The sequence below is a fragment of the Streptomyces sp. NRRL F-2580 genome (assembly GCF_000720115.1).
Lineage (GTDB): Bacteria > Actinomycetota > Actinomycetes > Streptomycetales > Streptomycetaceae > Streptomyces.
In genome coordinates this window covers 1-16,600 of the sequence record NZ_JOIR01000035.1, presented here as the reverse complement: position 1 = coordinate 16,600, position 16,600 = coordinate 1, and the positions used below count along the sequence as shown (strand labels likewise).

Genomic DNA, 16,600 nt, shown 5'->3' with positions numbered 1-16,600 from the left:
CGGGGCGCATACCGCAGGTGCGGTACGCCCACGGCGCGGCATGGTCCTTGAGAAGGGCTGGGGTTACGCCTGTGGGTGCTCGGAGCCCGGGGGCCTGCCCTTTAGGGTTCCCATATGAAGCTCCGAATGCCCCGGCGCCGCCGAGACCGCCTCCTCGCGGGCGCCGCCGCGCTCGCCGTCGTGGCGGGCGCCGGCACCTGGACGGCCGCGTCGGCGGCCGGCGACGCTCCGGCCGTGCACCGCCAGGACCAGGTCCTGGAGATGCCCGGCGCCGCCATCGACACCTCCTACTTCACTGCGGGCGGCGGTGCGGAGAAACGTCCCGCTGTACTCCTCGGGCACGGTTTCGGCGGCAGCAAGGACGACGTCCGCGGGCAGGCCGAGCGGCTGGCCCGCGACGGGTACGCCGTCATGACGTGGTCGGCCCGCGGCTTCGGCAGCTCCGGCGGCCGGATCGGGCTGAACGACCCCGAGAACGAGGTCAAGGACGCCTCGCGGCTCGTCGACTGGCTCGCGGCCCGGCCCGAGGTGCGGCTCGACGCGGACGGCGATCCGCGCGTCGGAGTGGCCGGGGCCTCGTACGGCGGGGCGATCTCGCTGCTCGCCGCCGGTTACGACCGGCGGGTGGACGCGATCGCCCCGCAGATCACCTACTGGAACCTCGCGGACTCCCTCTTCCCGAACGGCGTCTTCAAGAAGCTGTGGTCCGGCATCTTCTTCACCACCGGCTCGTCCGGCGGGATGCAGCAGGCCCGTCCCGGGCGGCCGGACCCGTCGGCCGCTCCCGGCTGCGGACGCTTCCAGCCGGAGCTGTGCGCGATGTACGAACGCGTCGCGGTGGCCGGGAAGCCCGACCCCGAGGCGCGCGCCCTGCTGGAGCAGCGGAGCCCCTCGGCCGTAGCCGACCGGATCAAGGTGCCGACCCTCATCGTGCAGGGCCAGGACGACTCCCTCTTCCCGCTGGACCAGGCCGACGCCATGGCCCGGGCCATCGCGGCGAACGGGGCACCCGTCTCCGTGGACTGGGCGGCCGGCGGGCACGACGGCGGCATGCGCGAGGCGGACCGGGTCGAGGACCGGGTGGCGGCCTGGTTCGACCGCCACCTGAAGGGGGACGAGGCCGCGGACACCGGCCCGGCCTTCCGGGTCTCGCGCTCCGGCGGCATCGATTCCACCGACGGCGAGGTCACCCTGCGCGGCGCGAGCGGCGACACGTACCCCGGGCTGGTTTCCGGCCCGCGGCAGTTCGCCCTGACGGGACGCGAGCAGACCTTCGCCAATCCGGCGGGCGGCGCGCCTCCGGCCCTGTCCTCGCTGCCCGGCATCGGCGGGCAGCTCGCCGCCTTCGGGGCCGGGTTCTCCCTGGACTTCCCCGGGCAGAACGCCCGGTTCGAATCGGCTCCGCTGACCGAGGACGTACGGATCACCGGGACCCCGACCGTAACCCTGAACGTGAGGTCGACAGCCGCCGACGGATCGGCCGTGCTCTTCGGCAAGGTGTACGACGTGGGGCCCGACGGGCAGCAGCAGGTGCTACCCAACCAGCTGGTCGCCCCGGTGCGGGTGGAGAACGCGCAGCAGGGTGTGAGCGTGCGGCTGAGCCTGCCCGCGATCGACCACTCCGCCGTCGCCGGGCACCGGCTGCGGCTCGTGGTCGCCGCCACCGACCTCGGCTACGCCACCCCGGCCGTGCCCGCCGCCTACACGGTGGCGGTGGAGGGCCCGCTGGCCGTTCCCGTCGCGCCCGGGGTGCGGACGGCCGCGGCCGGGCTGCCCGCCTGGACCTGGTGGCTGCCGCTGGGCGCGGCGGCGCTGGCCGCGGGGCTGCTCGGGATCCGCAGGACCGGCCGGGGGACCGCGGGGACGCGGCCGGGCCCGGCGCAGCCGGACCCGGCGCAGCCGGACCCGGCGCTGGCCGACGTACCCCTGGAGATCACCGGACTGACGAAGCGGTACGCGAAGGCGCAGGACCGGTACGCGGTGCGGGACCTGTCGTTCCGGGTGGAGAAGGGCCAGGTGCTGGGGCTGCTCGGGCCCAACGGCGCCGGTAAGACCACCACCCTGCGCATGCTGATGGGGCTGATCTCGCCGGACGCCGGGGAGATCCGGGTGTTCGGACACGCGGTGCGGCCCGGTGCTCCGGTGCTGTCGCGGGTCGGGGCGTTCGTGGAGGGCGCGGGATTCCTTCCGCATCTGACCGGCCGCGCCAACCTGGAGCTGTACTGGCAGGCCACTGGCCGCCCGGCCGAGGACTCGCACATGGCGGAGGCGCTGGAGATCGCGGGACTGGGCGACGCGCTGGAGCGCGCGGTGCGCACGTACTCGCAGGGCATGCGCCAGCGCCTCGCGATCGCTCAGGCCATGCTCGGCATGCCGGACCTGCTGATCCTCGACGAGCCGACGAACGGTCTGGACCCGCCACAGATCCGGGAGATGCGGGACGTGATGATCCGCTACGCCGCCGGCGGACGGACGGTCATCGTCTCCAGCCACCTGCTGTCCGAGGTGGAGCAGTCCTGTACGCACCTGGTGGTCATGGACCGCGGACAGCGGGTCGCGGCGGGCGAGGTCGCCGAGATCACCGGTGGCGGGGACACGCTGCTCGTGACGCTGGCGGAGCCGGTGGACGCGGTGGGCCTCGAGAAGGTGGCGGCGCTGGAGGGAGTGGGTTCTGTGGTGGCCGCCGACGACGGGCTGCTCGTGCGGCTCGACGGCGCGACGGCCGCCGGGCTGATCGCCGAACTCGTACGGCTGGAGGTGCCGGTCACCGGAGTGGGACCGCACCGGCGACTGGAGGACGCGTTCCTCACTCTGATCGGAGGTCCGGCGTGAGCGCCGTACAGGAGGTGGCCCCGGGTTACCGGGCGAGCCGTACGCTGCCGCTGCGCGTGGAGGCGCTGCGGCAGTGGCGCCGGCGGCGGACGCTGGTGATGGGCGGGGTGCTGGCCGCGCTTCCGTTCATCCTGATGATCGCGTTCGCGGTGGGCGGCGGTCCGGGCAGCCGGGACGGCGGGAACGGCCGGGTCACCCTGATCGACACGGCCACGGCCTCGGGCGCGAACTTCGCCGCGACCTGTCTGTTCGTCTCGGCCGGGTTCCTGCTGGTGGTGCCGGTGGCGCTGTTCTGCGGGGACACGGTGGCCTCGGAGGCGAGCTGGTCCTCACTGCGCTACCTGCTGGCCTCGCCGGTGCCGCGGATGCGGCTGCTGTGGAGCAAGCTGGTGGTGGCGCTGGGCTTCAGCCTGGCGGCGATGGTGCTGCTGCCGGTGGTGGCGCTGGCGGCGGGTACGGCCGCGTACGGGTGGGGGCCGCTCAAGCTCCCGGCCGGCGGGGCCCTGGCGACCGCGGACACCGTGCCGCGGCTCGCGCTGGCGGTGGCCTTCGTCTTCGTCTCGCAGCTGGTGACGGCGGGGCTGGCGTTCTGGCTGTCCACGCGGACGGACGCGCCGCTGGGCGCGGTGGGCGGGGCGGTCGGCCTGACGATCGTCGGCAATGTGCTGGACGCCGTGACCGCGCTCGGGTCCTGGCGCGAGTTCCTGCCGGCGCACTGGCAGTTCGCGTGGGCGGACGCCTTGCAGCCGCAACTGGAGTGGGGCGGGATGATCAAGGGAACAGTGGTGTCGGTGTCGTACGCCCTGGTGCTGTTCGCCCTTGCCTTCCGGGGATTCTCGCGCAAGGACATCGTGTCGTAGGGCCGTATCGTACGGAGCACGGCTGTTCCCGGGGCGCGTCGGCGGCTGGGGGCACGGATGGGCCGTCGGCAGGCGTGCGCGACGCGGTCCTGGAGCCCGGGAAGACGGTGACCGGCACCTACACCGGCCGGCCCCCGCACGCCGGGCACAACCCGCCCACGGCGTACGGGGAGCCGCAGGACCAACTCCGCCTGACCACCCACGGAATGCAGCTGTGGGAGCGTTCCGTCCTGCCGTGGCGCCATCCCTGGCCGGAGCTCCGCGTGATCGCCGACGGCCCGCGGCTGCGCGTCCACCATCAGGGGCAGGACGCCGGCACCGTGCTGCTGGAGCAGCCGGGGGCCGTGCAGGAGGTCCGTCGCGCGGCGAGGCGGCACGGGGCCGGCTGAAGCCCGGCTCGCCGCGAGGCCGATCGGGGGTTCCGGCGGTGCCCCGCGACCGCTGTCGGCCGCTGCCGTGTCGGCTGTCAGCCGAGGACGCGCACGGGTGAGCCGTCGAGGAACGCCCGGATGTCCTCGACCGCATCGCCGTAGTACGTGGCGTAGTTGGACCGTGTCACATAGCCCAGGTGCGGCGTGGCGAGGAGCCGAGGGGCGCTCCGCAGGGGGTGCCCGGCCGGCAGCGGCTCGATGTCGAAGACGTCGATGCCCGCGCCCGCGATCCGGCCCGCGTGCAGGGCTTGGAGGAGGGCCTGCTGGTCGACGATGGCCGCGCGCGAGGTGTTGACGAGGTAGGTCGTCGGCCGCATCAGCGCGAGCTCGGCGGCGCCGATCAGGCCCCGGCTGCGCTCGCCGAGGGCGAGGTGGACGGAGACGAAGTCGCTGCCCGCCAGCAGCTCCTCCTTGGACGGCGCGAGCGCGACCCCCACCTCTTCGGCCCGTTCCTGGGTGAGGTTCGGGCTCCAGGCCACCACGTCCATGCCGAAGGCGAGACCGACCCGGGCGACCCGGCTGCCGATCTTGCCGAGGCCGAGCAGTCCGAGCCGCCGGCCGTGCAGGTCCGCGCCGACGCCCTGCTGCCAGGGACCGCCGTCGCGCAGGGCGGTGCTCTCCCGCACCAGGCCGCGGGCCAGGCCCAGCAGCAGGGCCCAGGTCAGCTCCACGGGCGGGGTGGACGAGCTGCCGGTGCCGCACACGGTCACTCCGTTGCGGGCGGCGGCGGCGTAGTCGATCACCGAGTTGCGCATGCCGGACGCGATGAGCAGGCGCAGGCGCGGCAGCCGGTCGAGGAGCGAGGCCGGGAACGGGACGCGTTCGCGCAGGGTGACCACGATGTCGAAGCCGGCCAGCCGTGCGGCGAGCACGTCCTCGTCGTCCGTGTGGTCGGTGAAGCTCACCGTTTCGACGCGGCCGGCGAGCGGCGACCAGTCCGCTGCGCTGCTTCCGACGTCCTGGAAGTCGTCGAGGAGCGCACAGCGCAGCGGCCGCCGCCCGCCGCCCGTCACGCGCCGACGCCCGGGGCGATGGCGTCGATCTCGGCGAGCAGCTCCGCGTCGAGCGGGCGGTCGGCGACGGCGGCGTTGGCCCGCACCTGCTCGGCCGAGGTGGCTCCCGCGATGACGGAGGCGCAGCCGGGCTGGGCGGAGAGCCAGCCGATGGCCAGTTCGAGGACGGTCCGGTCGTGCTTCTCGCCGAGCGCGGCCAGCGCTTCGACCACGTCGAGGCGCTCGTCGGTGAGGTACGCGTCGCGGCCTTCGAGGCGGGAGCCGGCCGGGACGGGCGCGCCCCGGCGGATCTTGCCGGTCAGCAGACCGTTGGCCAGCGGGAAGTACGGGAGCACGCCGACACCGTAGTGCAGGGCGGCCGGGACCAGCTCGCGCTCGACCGACCGCTCCAGCAGCGACCACTCGTTCTGCGCCGACACGAAGGGGACCGAGCCGGTCTCGCGGGCGACGTGGGCTGCTTCGGCGAGCTGCCAGCCGGAGAGGTTGGAATGGCCGATGTAGCGGACCTTGCCCTCGGCGACGAGCTCGGTGAGCGCGGCCAGGGTCTCGGCGATCGGGGTGGCCGGGTCGGGGCTGTGCAGCTGGAGGAGGTCGATGTGGTCGGTGTCGAGGCGGCGCAGGGACTCTTCGACGGCCCGCCGGATGTACGCACGGCCGCCGCGGGATCCGGCGGCGGGCCCGTACTTCATGTCCACGCCGTCGTAGCCGAACTTGGTGGCGAGGACGACCTGGTCGCGGCGGCCCTTGAGGGCCTGCCCGAGGTGGACCTCGGAGCCGCCGGCGTTGCCGTAGATGTCGGCGGTGTCGAGGAGGGTGATGCCCGCGTCCAGGGCGGCGTCGACCACGGCGCGGGTGGCCTGGGCGTCGAGCCGGCCACCGAAGTTGTTACAGCCGAGGCCGACGGCGGAGACCTGCAGACCTGAACTGCCCAGGGGGAGATAGCGCATGCGTTTCGTTCCTCAGACTCGTCGGGTACATGATCAACCACGTGTCAGTCTAGGCGTCCGGGTCCGTCACTGGTACGGCGTCGGTGCCGTGCGACGTGAACACCGTGTGTCGCGAGCGCCGCCACCGCGGCGCCGCCCAGGGCCCAGACCTCGGGGCGGCCGGCGACGCCGCCTTCCCCGTCCCCGGCACCGCCTTCCCCGTCCCCAGCCGCGACGGTGATCGTGCCGCCTCCGGCGACGTACGGGCGGCTCCCCGCGGTGTCGCCGGAGTCGAGCGGGTTCACGTAGTCGAAGGTGACGGACAGCGGATACTCTCCGGGCCGCGCGTCGGCCTTGATCCGCACCCAGCCCAGGTAGGACCGGCCGTTGTAGCCGATCTGGTTGTCCTCCGAGTCCTCCGAGTCCTCCGCCAGGACCGGGCTGCTCACCTTGACCACGCGCAGCTGCCGCCCCTCGGGAACGCGCGCCTGGTGCTGCGGATCATCCTTGGCCAAGACCGGTACGAGTTCCCCCGCGCGTCCGACCTGCTCCGAAGAGGCCCACCCGCTCGCCCGGGACGGCGCGGCCGCTGCCCCGAGCGCCAGGGCCGCGGCGCACACGACGACGGCGACCGCGGGCACGGTGCGGCCGATGGTGCGGCTCTGGCCGATCGTGCTTTTCCGGCTGACGCGACTGTTCATGAGGCTGTTCGTGCGGCTGTTCGTGCGGCTGTTCATGTCCCCGACTCCCCGTGTCCCGCCTGACCGTTCCGTCAGGGAGGAGGGGCGTCGGGGAGCTCAGGTTGCCTCGGCCCGGTCGCGGAGGGGTTACTGGAGCGTGACGACGGTCGTGCGGCCGAGGTCGGGCTTGTCGCGCAGCGGCAGTTCGGTGCCGGGGCGCTCCAGTTCGAGGACGACGATCTCGTTCTCACCGTCGCGCCACAGGGGGCCGGGGGCGTAGAGGGTGCGCTGTGGGCCGCGCGGGGTGTCGTAGTGGCCCAGCAGGAAGCCGTTCAGCCAGATCAGGCCGGTGCCCCATCCGGACACGTCGAGGAAGGCGTCGGCCGGCCCGTGCCCCTCGTCGAGGGCGTGGGTGAAGCGGTGGAAGGCGGGCCGTCCGGCCGGCCGGTTTCCGGCCTGGTCACCGCACTCGTCGAGCCAGTCGAGTCCCGTCAGGTCGGTGAGCGGCAGCGGCCGGATCTCCCACTCGAACAGCTGCTGGTGGCCGTGGCGTACGCCGCGCCAGATGCCCTTGCGGTCGTCGAGGAGCGGGCCGTAGTTGACCCGCCCCTGGGCCCGGACGAGTACGTCGAGGACCACCCCGTCCTCGCCGACCGGCAGGTCGAGCCCCTCGTCGGGGGTGTTCCGGTCGAGGACGCCGAGGGGCACCCCGTCGGCGAACACGTACGCGCGGTCGCCGAGGCCGTCGATCCTGACGGGCATGGCGGGCCGCGGCCCGGTCACGGCGGTGCGGTAGTGGATCAGGCCGTGGCTCTGTCCGAGCCGTTCCATGGACTCGGGGGCGGGACGCAGGACCGGGGGCCCGGCGAGGACGTCGAGGCGGTCGAGCAGCTCCGCGGTGCCCGCGGGAACGGCGAGGGCGGGGGTGATCCGGGGCGGCGGCTCGGGCAGCGGGGTGTCGGGGAGCGGCACGTACTTGCCGATGACGTGGCGGAACGCGTGGAACTTGGGGGTGAGTTCGCCTGCCTCGCCGATGGGCGCGTCGTAGTCGTAGCTGGTGACGGTCGGCTGGTAGCCGGGTTCGCCGGGGCGGGATCCGGCATGGTTGGCACCCGCCCAGAAGCCGAAGTTGGTACCGCCGTGGGCCATGTAGAGGTTGACGGAGGCGCCGGTGGCGAGGAGTTCGTCGAGTGACGCCGCCGCGTCCTCGACGGCGCGGACGTGGTGGTCCTCGCCCCAGTGGTCGAACCAGCCGATCCAGAACTCCATGGCGGTGAGCGGGCCGGTCCGCTGGTAGCGGCGCAGCGCGTCGAGGCGTTCGGCGGGCCGGGCCCCGAAGGTGGCGGTGGCGAGGCGGCCGGGGAGCATGCCGCCCTGGAGCATGGCGTCCTCGGGGCCGTCGGCGGTGAACAGCAGGCAGTCCACGCCTCGTTCGACGAGGGCCTGCTCGACATGGGCGCGGTAGCGTGCGTCGTTGCCGTACGAGCCGTACTCGTTCTCGATCTGGACGGCGACGACGGGGCCGCCGCGGCTCGCGAGCAGCGGCAGCAGCTCGGGGACGACGAGGTCGAACCAGCCGTCCACCTCGGCCTCGAAGCGCGGGTCGGAGCAGCGCAGGTGGAGGCCGTCGACGGCGAGGAGACGGGCGGGCAGGCCGCCGAAGTCCCATTCGGCGCAGATGTACGGGCCGGGGCGGACGACGGCGTCGAGGCCGAGGTCCTGGGCGAGGCGCAGGAACCGGCCGAGGTCGCGCCAGCCGGTGAAGTCGGCCTTGCCGGGGGCGGTCTCGTGGAAGTTCCAGGGGACGTACGTGTCCACGGTGTTGGCACCCAGGGCGCGCAGGCGTGTGAGCCGGTCCTCCCACAGGTCCGGGTGGACCCGGAAGTAGTGCAGGGCGCCCGAGACGATGCGGTGGGGGCGGCCCGCGCGCCGGAATCCGTCCTGGTCGTACGTGAGCATGCGCTGACTCCCGAGAGAGGTCGAGATGCCGAGAAGTACGGAACGCCGCCGAATATATGAACGCACCGTCCGAGCCGTCAATGACCAGTTGATCGGATTCGATCGAATCGATCGAATCGATTCCCTATGATGGCGCCGACACCATGACGTCGCTGACACCGGCCACGCCGGCGGAACCGCAGGGGGACATCTTGAGAAGACACGTGAACCAGCGTCAGGCACAGGTGCTCGAGCTCGTCCGGGCACGCGGCAGCGTGCGCGTGGCGGACCTGGCCCGGGAGCTCGGCATCTCCCCCGTCACCCTGCGCCGGGACATCGAGGCGATGGCGGCGCGGGGCGAGATCCAGCGGATGCACGGGGCGATCAGCCGAGTGGACCCGGGCGGCCGGGCGCCTTCGTCTGTTTCTGCTGCCTCGACTGCCGCCGTCGTGGGTGGAGGCGGGGGTGGACGCGGAGGGGCGGCGGAGGGGCTGGTGGTCGGAATGGTCGTCCCGACCACCGAGTACTACTACGCCGAGGTCGTACGCGGGGCCCGCGAGGCGGTCGAGGCGCGGGGGGCCCGGCTGACCGTGGGGCTGACCCGGTACCTGCAGGGCGAGGACCGGACGCAGGCGGACCGGCTGCTGTCCACGGGGGCGCACGGGCTGCTGCTGACACCGAACTGGGAGGCCGGGTCGCCGGGGCCCGGTGAGGGCGCCTGGACCGCCGAACTCCCGGTGCCGACCGTACTGGTGGAGCGCTGGGCACCGCCGGGGCATCCCGCGGCCTCACTGGACCGGGTGTCCTCCGACCACGCGCACGGCGCGGCCCGGGCGGTGCAGCACCTGGTGGAGCAGGGGCACCGGCGGATCGCCCTCGCCAGCCGGGCGACCCCGACCACGGCACGACTGCGGGCCGGCTACGAGGCCGCCGTGTCCGCGCTCGGCCTGGAACCGGCCCCGCCGTGGCCGCCTGCCGGCCCGGGCCCGCTCTCGGACGCGGACATGTTCGCCCGGACGCTGGACTACCTCTGCGAGGCGGTGACGGCGGGCGGGGTCACCGCCGCCCTGGTCCACAGCGACACCGACGCGATCATGCTGATCCCGCGGCTCCAGGCGCGCGGAGTGCGGGTACCGGAGGACTTGGCGGTGATCACGTACGACGACGAGGTGGCCGGGATGGCCGACGTACCCCTCTCGGCGGTGGCGCCGGCCAAGCACGAGGTGGGCGCGCGAGCGGCAGCCCTGCTGCTGGACCGGCTGTCGACGACCGCGGCTCCGGACACCGCTCCCCGCCAGCACCTGGACCTCCTCCCCCGCCTGACGATCCGCTCATGACCGGTGCCGGGGTCGTTCAGTACGCGCGGGAGATCCGGGCAGCGGCGTTCGACGTGTCGAAGAACCCGTCGACGTGCTTCACCCACGGGCCGATCCGCTCGCCGTTCGCGTACCTGCGCAGCGTGTCGAAGGCGAGGGGGCCGAAGCGGGGGTTGCATTCGACGACGGCGTTCACCCTGCCGTCGGCCACGGCCTGCAGGATTTCCCTGCCGCCGCCGACGGACAGGACGATGACGTCCTTGCCCGGGGTCCGGCCGGCGGCATCGAGGGCGGCCACGGCACCGAGCGCCATCTCCTCGTGGTGGGCGTAGAGCACGTTGGCGTCCGGGTGGGTCCCGAGGAGGGTTTCGGCGACCTGGCGGCCCCTGTCACGGACGCAGTCCCCCGACTGGGAGGCCAGGACCTTGAACCCTCCAGCGGCCGTGACGGCCTCGTCGAACCCCTTCTTGCGGCCGACGGCCGGTGCGGCGCCCGCGGCCCCCTCGATCTCGATGATCTTGGTCTTCCCGTTGGCGTTCCTCGCCAGCCACTCGGCGAGACGCCGCCCTTGCTCGACGAAATCGGACCCCATGAAGGTCAGGTAGTCCTCACCGGCCGTCGCCAGAGACGGGTCAAGCCTCCGGTCGAAGAGGACGACGGGAATGCCGGCGGCTTTGGCCGCCGTGACAGCCGCAACGATCGACTCTCCCTCGACCGGCGACAGAAGGATCAGATCAACGCCCTGCGCGATCATCGCGTTCACGTCCGAGACCTGCCGGGCCGCCGAGCCGCGCGCATCGGTGCACACGAGCCGGCAGCCGACCCTCGCCGCTTCGTCCCGCACGCTCGCGGTCTGGGCGACACGCCACGGGGTGTCGTTCGCCGCCTGCGCGAAACCGACCTCGTACGCGTCCTTCTTGGAGAGGGCTGGCACACCCACTGCTTCCTTCTTCCCTGGACGTTCGACCGGCAGACACGGCACCCACGCAGCGCGCCTCAAGAACAACCTTGCCAAAAAACCACCGCATTCCGCCGCAAAGGCGCACCACGGCCACACCGCGACACCCCGGCGGCGGACCGCCCATCGGTGCAGGGGTCGCACCGGGTGGACGGGGCCCGGTGGAGTCGGTCGCGAAGACCTCGCACGTGCGGGCGCCTGAGGCGGCGACCGATTGGACAGCCTTCAGCCGGCCAGGTCCGCGGCGAGCTCGTCGCGCCAGCGTATGGACAGGCGTCGGCTCAGGACCGTCTCGGCAGCGGCCGGCAGGGGCAGCAGCAGGAACTCGCGCAGAGCCCCGGCCGCCGAGTCCCGTACGGCCCATGCGGCGTGGTCGGCCGCGGTGACCGGCGCCGGGTCCGTCTGCTGTCGGGCCCCGTCCAGCAGTCCCCGCGCCGCCCGGGCCTCCGCCGAGAGGGTCCTCATGCGCAGGTCCAGCGGCCCGTCGGCCGGGAGACCCACCGGCTCGTCCCGGCGTATCCGCTCCAGTGCCCGCGCGATCTCCGGGTAGGTGTCGATGCCGGTCTCGGACGCCAGCCGGGCGAGCTGCGCCGCCATCGCGGAGCGCAACCGCTCCGGCGGCGTCCTGTCGACAAGGCTGCCGAGATCGAAGTCGCGTACCGAGGAGACCGGGTGCCGTGTGGGCGGCAGGTCGTCGAGGACCGGCAGGACCAGCGCGCTCACCAGCGGCTCGTCGCCGTCGCCTTCCGGGTCCCATGTGATGCCGTACTCCTGTGCCAGACCGGCCAGCAGCCGGGCGTACGCGGCCGTCGAGCCGGGCCACGGATCGACGCCGATGCGCTGCCACTGCTGCCCGTCGGATCCCATGACCGGCCGCCCCTCGGCGTCGGTCACGTAGTCCTCGCGCGGTGAGTCGACCCGGCGGGCCGCCTCGGGCCGCTCCACACCGTCGTCGATGACGGTGACGTGCACCTCGTGCCCCTGCTTCGAGAGCCTCACGACCCGAGTCCCACGGGACAGCCGGCGCAGCACCTCCCGACGGCCGAACTGGGCGTCGCCGCCCTCCTGGGTGGCGTACGACCACCCGTCACCACCGCACCATCCGGCCCGGGCCACCGGACGGTACGCCGCCCAGGGTGCGGCGGCCGACAGCCGCGTCTGCTCCCGGCTGCGCGGCCGGAGGGTCGCGGGCACGGAGCCCAGCCTGTCCAGCAGTTCCTCGGGCGGGATGCCGGCCACGAACACGACGTCCGGCTGAAGCGGCGGCGCCTGCGCGGCCGGGGACCCGAACGTGATGACGGCGTACGCCCCGTCGGCCCGCGGGGCGGGCGGGACCGCCTCCACGGCGGGCGCGGGCGCCGTCAGGACCGGCTCGGTGGCCTCGGCGGCAAGGCCGAGCGGGGAGAGCGGATCCGGGACGACCGTCCCACCGTCGTCGTCCCAGATCAGCCGACCCTCGAAGGCAAGCGGTGTCCGCCCGTTGAAGGGTGCGCCGTTCTCGAGAGCCGTGGCGAAATCGGCAAGGACGTGGCGCAGCCCCGGCCACTCGGTGAAGGACGGGCTGTCCTCGTCGAAGTACCGGCCGACACGCCCGTGATGCGGACCGGGGCGGGATACGAGGAACAGTCCGTCGGAGGACTGCCAGCCGATGCCCAGGGTGATCAGCAGCCGTTCGTGGGGCCAGTACGCGTACTGGTCGCGCTCGTCCTCGTCGAGTTCGGCCTCGTACTCGACGAGGTCCTCGCCAACGTCCCGCAGGAACTCGGTGCTCCGGACGATGTCCGCGACCCCGGACAGCGGACCGTAGTAGCCCAGCGTCGGTGTTCCATCCTGGAGCTGTACGCCGTCGTGGCGCAGCAGCGAGTCCTTCAGGTCGGTCGGAAACGTCACGCCGAGACGGAGTTCGGCCGCCGCTATGTCTTCCGGGCGGGCCGGGGGGCGGAGCAGCCCGTGGCTGACGGCGGCGTGCTGCGCGAGCCAGGTCTCGATGCGGGCCCAGGACTGTTCGACGGTGCACGTGGTCATGTCGGCACTCTAGGTGCGGGCACTGACAGCCCCACCACGCCTGCGCCCGGCCTCGGTTCAGCGGGCGAGGGATACGGCGAAGGGTGTGAAACCGTGTCGGCGCAGGATGTGGGGCACGATCAGGATCATGGCCTCGGTGGCGCGGGCTGTGGTGATGTCGCCGAGGTCCTCGATCCATTCGGGCTGCCAGCCCAGGTCGCCGAGCAGGCCGGTGACGGTCTTCTTCGCGTCCTCGCCGTCGCCCGAGAGATAGGCGGTCGGTGGGGTGGCCAGGGTTTCGGGGGCGGTCATGACCATGAACAGCATGGTGTTGAGGGTCTTGACCACATGGGTGTCGGGGAGCCGGGCCTGGAGCTTCTCGGCGAGGCTGCTGCCGGGATGGCAGAGGTCGCCGGGCAGGCCGTCGGCGGAGTCACGGGTGGCGTTGGAGACGTCGACGAGGATCTTGCCGGCGAGTTCGGCGCGCAGGGCGGTGAGGCGGTCCAGGGAGCTGTCGCCGGGCGTCGCGTTGATCACGATGTCCGTGGTGCGGGCGGTGGTGCGCTCGTCGGCGAAGGCGATCCGCGGCGCGAGTCCGGTGGCGCGGGCGGCGGTGTCTTCGGGGTTCCGGCTGCCGAGGGTGACATGGTGTCCGGCTGCGGAGAGTTTGCCGGCGAGGTTGGTTCCGACGCGGCCTGCGCCCAGGATGCCGATGTTGGTCATGCGGTGGTGCTCCTTGCGGTATCGGGTGGGAAGAGCGGAGGCGTCCGGTCAGGCGATCTGCGAGAGGACCTTGAGGGCGGCGGCGTGGATGCCGGGGGCGGCGGCGAGGAAGTCGCGACTGCCGGTGTTCCAGGGTTCGCCCGCCAGGTCGGTGACGGTGCCTCCGGCCTCGGAGACCAGGAGGGCGCCGGCGACCAGGCCGGAGCGGACGTCGGAGAACTGCCAGAACGCGTCCGTGCGTCCGGCGGCGACGTGGATGAGCTGCATCGTGGCGGGCACGGACACGCGCACGACCAGGCCGTTGATGAGCATGGCGGTGACGGAGTCACCGATCCGCCGGAAGGTGTGCTCGTCCTCGCCGGGCTTGGCCTGACCGGTGCCGATGAGCGCGGCGCCCAGGTCGGTCTTGGCGGACACCTTCAAGGGGCGGCCGTTGAGGCGGGCACCGCCGCCGGCGACGGCGGTGTAGGTGTCGCCGGTCAGCGGCAGGTGGACGACGGTGAGTACCGGCTGGTTGTCGCTGACCAGGGTGGCGGTGACGGCCCAGTCCTCCATGCCGTGGACGTGGTTGATGTTGCCCTCGGCGGGGTCGACGACCCACCACTCCCCTGCCGGGAGCGCGCCGCCGGCCAGCTCGTCCTCGGCCCACCGCGACCCCGGCCGGGCCCGCAGCAGCGGTTCCCGCAGCACGTCCAGCACCGCGTCGTCGTTGGCGTGGATCTCAGCGATGACCTCGTCCAGGCTCACGCCCCGGGCGTGCGAGGTGTAGCGGTCGCGCAGCGTGAGGCCGGCGGTCTTCACCGCGGCGGTCACGTCCGACAGGAGCGTCGTGCCGGCGTCGAAGGGCATGGCGGTGCTCATGGTGGGCTCCCTGGGGGTCTGTCGAATCTGTCGAACCTGTCGGTGCGGGGGCGGTGTTCTCGCCCCCGCACTTCGAAGGTAGGCCGCCCGATCATTAACAACAAGTGCATGCTTGTCACTTGTAGAGTTACTGCCATGCAACTGGATCTGAACCTGCTCACGGCCCTGGACGCCCTGCTGGAAGAGGGCAGCGTCGCCGGCGCCGCAGCACGCCTCCACGTCACCTCACCGGCGATGAGCCGCTCCCTGGGCCGCATCCGCAAGGCCACCGGCGACCAGATCCTGGTCCGCACCGGCCGCAGCATGGTCCCCACCACCCGCGCGCTGGCCATGCGCGCCCAGGTCCACACCCTCGTGCAGCAGGCCCACCAACTTCTCTCCACGCAGCAGGAACTCGACCTGGCCGATCTCGACCGGGTGTTCACCGTGCGCTGGCACGACGCCCTGACCGCAGCCTCCGGCACCGCCCTCATCGCCGCCGTTCACCGTCAGGCCCCCGGCGTCCGGCTGCGCCTGTCCGCCGAACCCGGGACGGACGACGCCGAGTTGCGCCGGGGTGAGGTCGACCTCGAATCGAGCTCCAGCGCTCCGACGCTCCCCGCCATCCGCCACCGCCTCGTCGGCAGGGACCGGCTGGTCGTCGCCGTCCGACCGGGCCACCCGCTCACCGAAGGCCCGCCGAGCCTCGAGCGCTACGCAGCCGCCGAACACCTCACCGTCTCGCGGCGCGGAAGCCTGCGCGACCCGATCGACGACGCCCTGACCGCACGCGGCCTCGAACGCCGCGTCGTCGCCGCCGGACCCACTGCAGCCTTCGCCCTGCAACTCGCCCTCGACACCGACCTGGTCGTCACCCTCCCCGACGCGGTCACCCGCACGGCCCGGGAGCAACTCGGCCTCGCCACACTGCCGCCGCCACTCCCGCTCCCCGACGTCCCCCTGTACCTGCTGTGGCACCAGCGCTACGACAACGACCGCGCCCACAGCTGGCTGCGCGACCTGGCCACAGAAACCGTCCAGGCACTGTTCACACCACCGACCGCCCCTCAACAGCCCCTCACCCACCGCACCGGTCAGTGACGGATACGCCCGGGGAAGGCCGTGGTTGGCCCTTTCCACACGGCCCCCATGGGCCTCAGGACTCGTCATCGGCAGGCGCCGCTGAGGGTCTGTCGTGGGCGGCATGTCCGCCCCCGACCACATCCGCGTCGTCTCCCGCGACAGTCCCATGGCCCTCGCCCAGGTGGAGCGCGTCCGCCGGCATCTCGCCGCGCTCTACCCCGACACCACCAGCGAAGTGATCCCGGTCAAGACCACCGGAGACCGGTGGATGGGCGACCTCTCCGCCGTCGAGGGCAAGGGCGCCTTCACCAAGGAGGTCGACGCCGCCCTGCTCGACGGCACCGCGGACCTCGCGGTGCACTGTGTGAAGGACATCCCGGCGGACCGGCCCCTCCCGGCCGGAACCACGTTCGCCGCGTTCCTCGAACGCGACGACATCCGCGACGCCCTCGTGCACCCCGGCGGGCTCACCCTGGACGACCTGCCCCCGGGCACCCGCATCGGGACCTCCGCAGTCCGCCGGATCGCCCAGCTCGCAGCCTCGCACCCCCATCTCGCGTGCGTCCCCATCCGGGGCAACGCCAACAGCAGGCTCGACAAACTCGCCGCCGGGGAGGCAGACGCCCTGCTGCTCGCGGTCTCCGGGCTGGACCGCATCGGCCGTCGTGACGCGATCACCGAGGTCCTGCCCGTCGAGACGATGTGTCCGCCCATCGGCGCGGGCATCCTGGCCCTCCAGTGCCGCGACGACGACACCGCCCTCATCGAGACCGTCAGCGCCCTCGGTGACCCCGCCACCCACCGGGAAGCCACCGCGGAACGCATGCTCCTGCACGTCCTCCAAGGCCACTGCAACTCCCCGATCGGGGGATACGCGCACACCGAACGGGACGGCGAACTAGGCCGTGTATCGAAAGTGGATCTTGAGCTGTGGATGATCACGGTTCATGGGTCGGGGAGATCTCACGGATGAACAGTGGGCGGTGTTGGAGCCGT

The 16,600-nt window shown here is 72.8% G+C and carries 13 protein-coding genes and 1 pseudogene; 6 read left to right on the top strand and 8 right to left on the bottom strand.

From position 1 onward, the window contains the following. Window positions 1-114 precede the first annotated feature (114 nt). The 3 genes from IF88_RS0130380 (at window position 115) to IF88_RS45810 (ending at window position 4,081) form a co-directional block, all read left to right on the top strand. Complete coding sequence (locus IF88_RS0130380; RefSeq protein WP_030719581.1) at window positions 115-2,832, top strand: alpha/beta fold hydrolase; 2,718 nt, start codon at window positions 115-117, stop codon at window positions 2,830-2,832. Next, the gene (locus IF88_RS0130375) at window positions 2,829-3,692 is read left to right on the top strand and encodes an ABC transporter permease (RefSeq protein WP_030719578.1); all 864 of its coding nucleotides are present in this window, start codon (window positions 2,829-2,831) and stop codon (window positions 3,690-3,692) included. The genes IF88_RS0130380 and IF88_RS0130375 overlap by 4 nt, the downstream gene beginning before the upstream one ends. A 74-nt stretch (window positions 3,693-3,766) precedes the next feature. After that, window positions 3,767-4,081 carry a hypothetical protein gene (locus IF88_RS45810; RefSeq protein WP_051837823.1) on the top strand — a complete coding sequence of 105 codons (315 nt, stop codon included), beginning with the start codon at window positions 3,767-3,769 and terminating at the stop codon, window positions 4,079-4,081. A 77-nt stretch (window positions 4,082-4,158) separates the two neighbouring features. Here IF88_RS45810 and IF88_RS0130365 read toward each other — a convergent pair whose 3' ends face one another. The 4 genes from IF88_RS0130365 to IF88_RS0130350 form a co-directional block, all read right to left on the bottom strand. Further along, the gene (locus IF88_RS0130365; RefSeq protein WP_234323750.1) at window positions 4,159-5,136 is read right to left on the bottom strand and encodes a D-2-hydroxyacid dehydrogenase family protein; all 978 of its coding nucleotides are present in this window, start codon (window positions 5,134-5,136) and stop codon (window positions 4,159-4,161) included. After that, on the bottom strand, window positions 5,133-6,083 hold the full coding sequence (locus IF88_RS0130360; protein ID WP_030719569.1) for an aldo/keto reductase: 951 nt from the start codon (window positions 6,081-6,083) through the stop codon (window positions 5,133-5,135). Before IF88_RS0130360 ends, IF88_RS0130365 begins: the two co-directional genes overlap by 4 nt. 44 nt (window positions 6,084-6,127) lie before the next feature. Continuing rightward, entirely contained in the window at window positions 6,128-6,799 is a 672-nt protein-coding gene (locus IF88_RS0130355; protein ID WP_030719566.1) for a hypothetical protein, read from the bottom strand. A 90-nt stretch (window positions 6,800-6,889) separates the two neighbouring features. Next, window positions 6,890-8,701: a glycoside hydrolase family 35 protein gene (locus IF88_RS0130350; RefSeq protein WP_037807608.1), complete on the bottom strand. Its 1,812-nt coding sequence runs from the start codon at window positions 8,699-8,701 to the stop codon at window positions 6,890-6,892. A gap of 191 nt (window positions 8,702-8,892) precedes the next feature. Between IF88_RS0130350 and IF88_RS0130345 the strand changes: the two genes are divergently transcribed. After that, window positions 8,893-10,017 carry a substrate-binding domain-containing protein gene (locus IF88_RS0130345; protein WP_030719557.1) on the top strand — a complete coding sequence of 375 codons (1,125 nt, stop codon included), beginning with the start codon at window positions 8,893-8,895 and terminating at the stop codon, window positions 10,015-10,017. Window positions 10,018-10,033: 16 nt separating this feature from the next. Here IF88_RS0130345 and IF88_RS0130340 read toward each other — a convergent pair whose 3' ends face one another. The 4 genes from IF88_RS0130340 to IF88_RS0130325 form a co-directional block, all read right to left on the bottom strand. Continuing rightward, window positions 10,034-10,936, bottom strand: a complete 903-nt coding sequence (locus IF88_RS0130340; protein ID WP_199808159.1) for an ABC transporter substrate-binding protein — start codon at window positions 10,934-10,936, stop codon at window positions 10,034-10,036. 243 nt (window positions 10,937-11,179) lie between these two features. Further along, entirely contained in the window at window positions 11,180-12,979 is a 1,800-nt protein-coding gene (locus IF88_RS0130335) for an SMI1/KNR4 family protein (protein ID WP_030719554.1), read from the bottom strand. Window positions 12,980-13,036: 57 nt separating this feature from the next. After that, the gene (locus IF88_RS0130330; protein ID WP_030719552.1) at window positions 13,037-13,681 is read right to left on the bottom strand and encodes an NADPH-dependent F420 reductase; all 645 of its coding nucleotides are present in this window, start codon (window positions 13,679-13,681) and stop codon (window positions 13,037-13,039) included. A 48-nt stretch (window positions 13,682-13,729) separates the two neighbouring features. Next, window positions 13,730-14,542, bottom strand: coding sequence for an inositol monophosphatase family protein (locus IF88_RS0130325; RefSeq protein WP_030719549.1), 813 nt, complete (start codon window positions 14,540-14,542; stop codon window positions 13,730-13,732). Between the two features lie 135 nt (window positions 14,543-14,677). Between IF88_RS0130325 and IF88_RS0130320 the strand changes: the two genes are divergently transcribed. Both IF88_RS0130320 and hemC read left to right on the top strand, forming a co-directional pair. After that, on the top strand, window positions 14,678-15,622 hold the full coding sequence (locus IF88_RS0130320) for a LysR family transcriptional regulator (RefSeq protein ID WP_030719546.1): 945 nt from the start codon (window positions 14,678-14,680) through the stop codon (window positions 15,620-15,622). Between the two features lie 103 nt (window positions 15,623-15,725). After that, window positions 15,726-16,505 (top strand): annotated as a pseudogene (gene hemC / locus IF88_RS0130315) (hydroxymethylbilane synthase); the annotation flags it as partial. Between the last annotated feature and the right edge of the window lie 95 nt (window positions 16,506-16,600).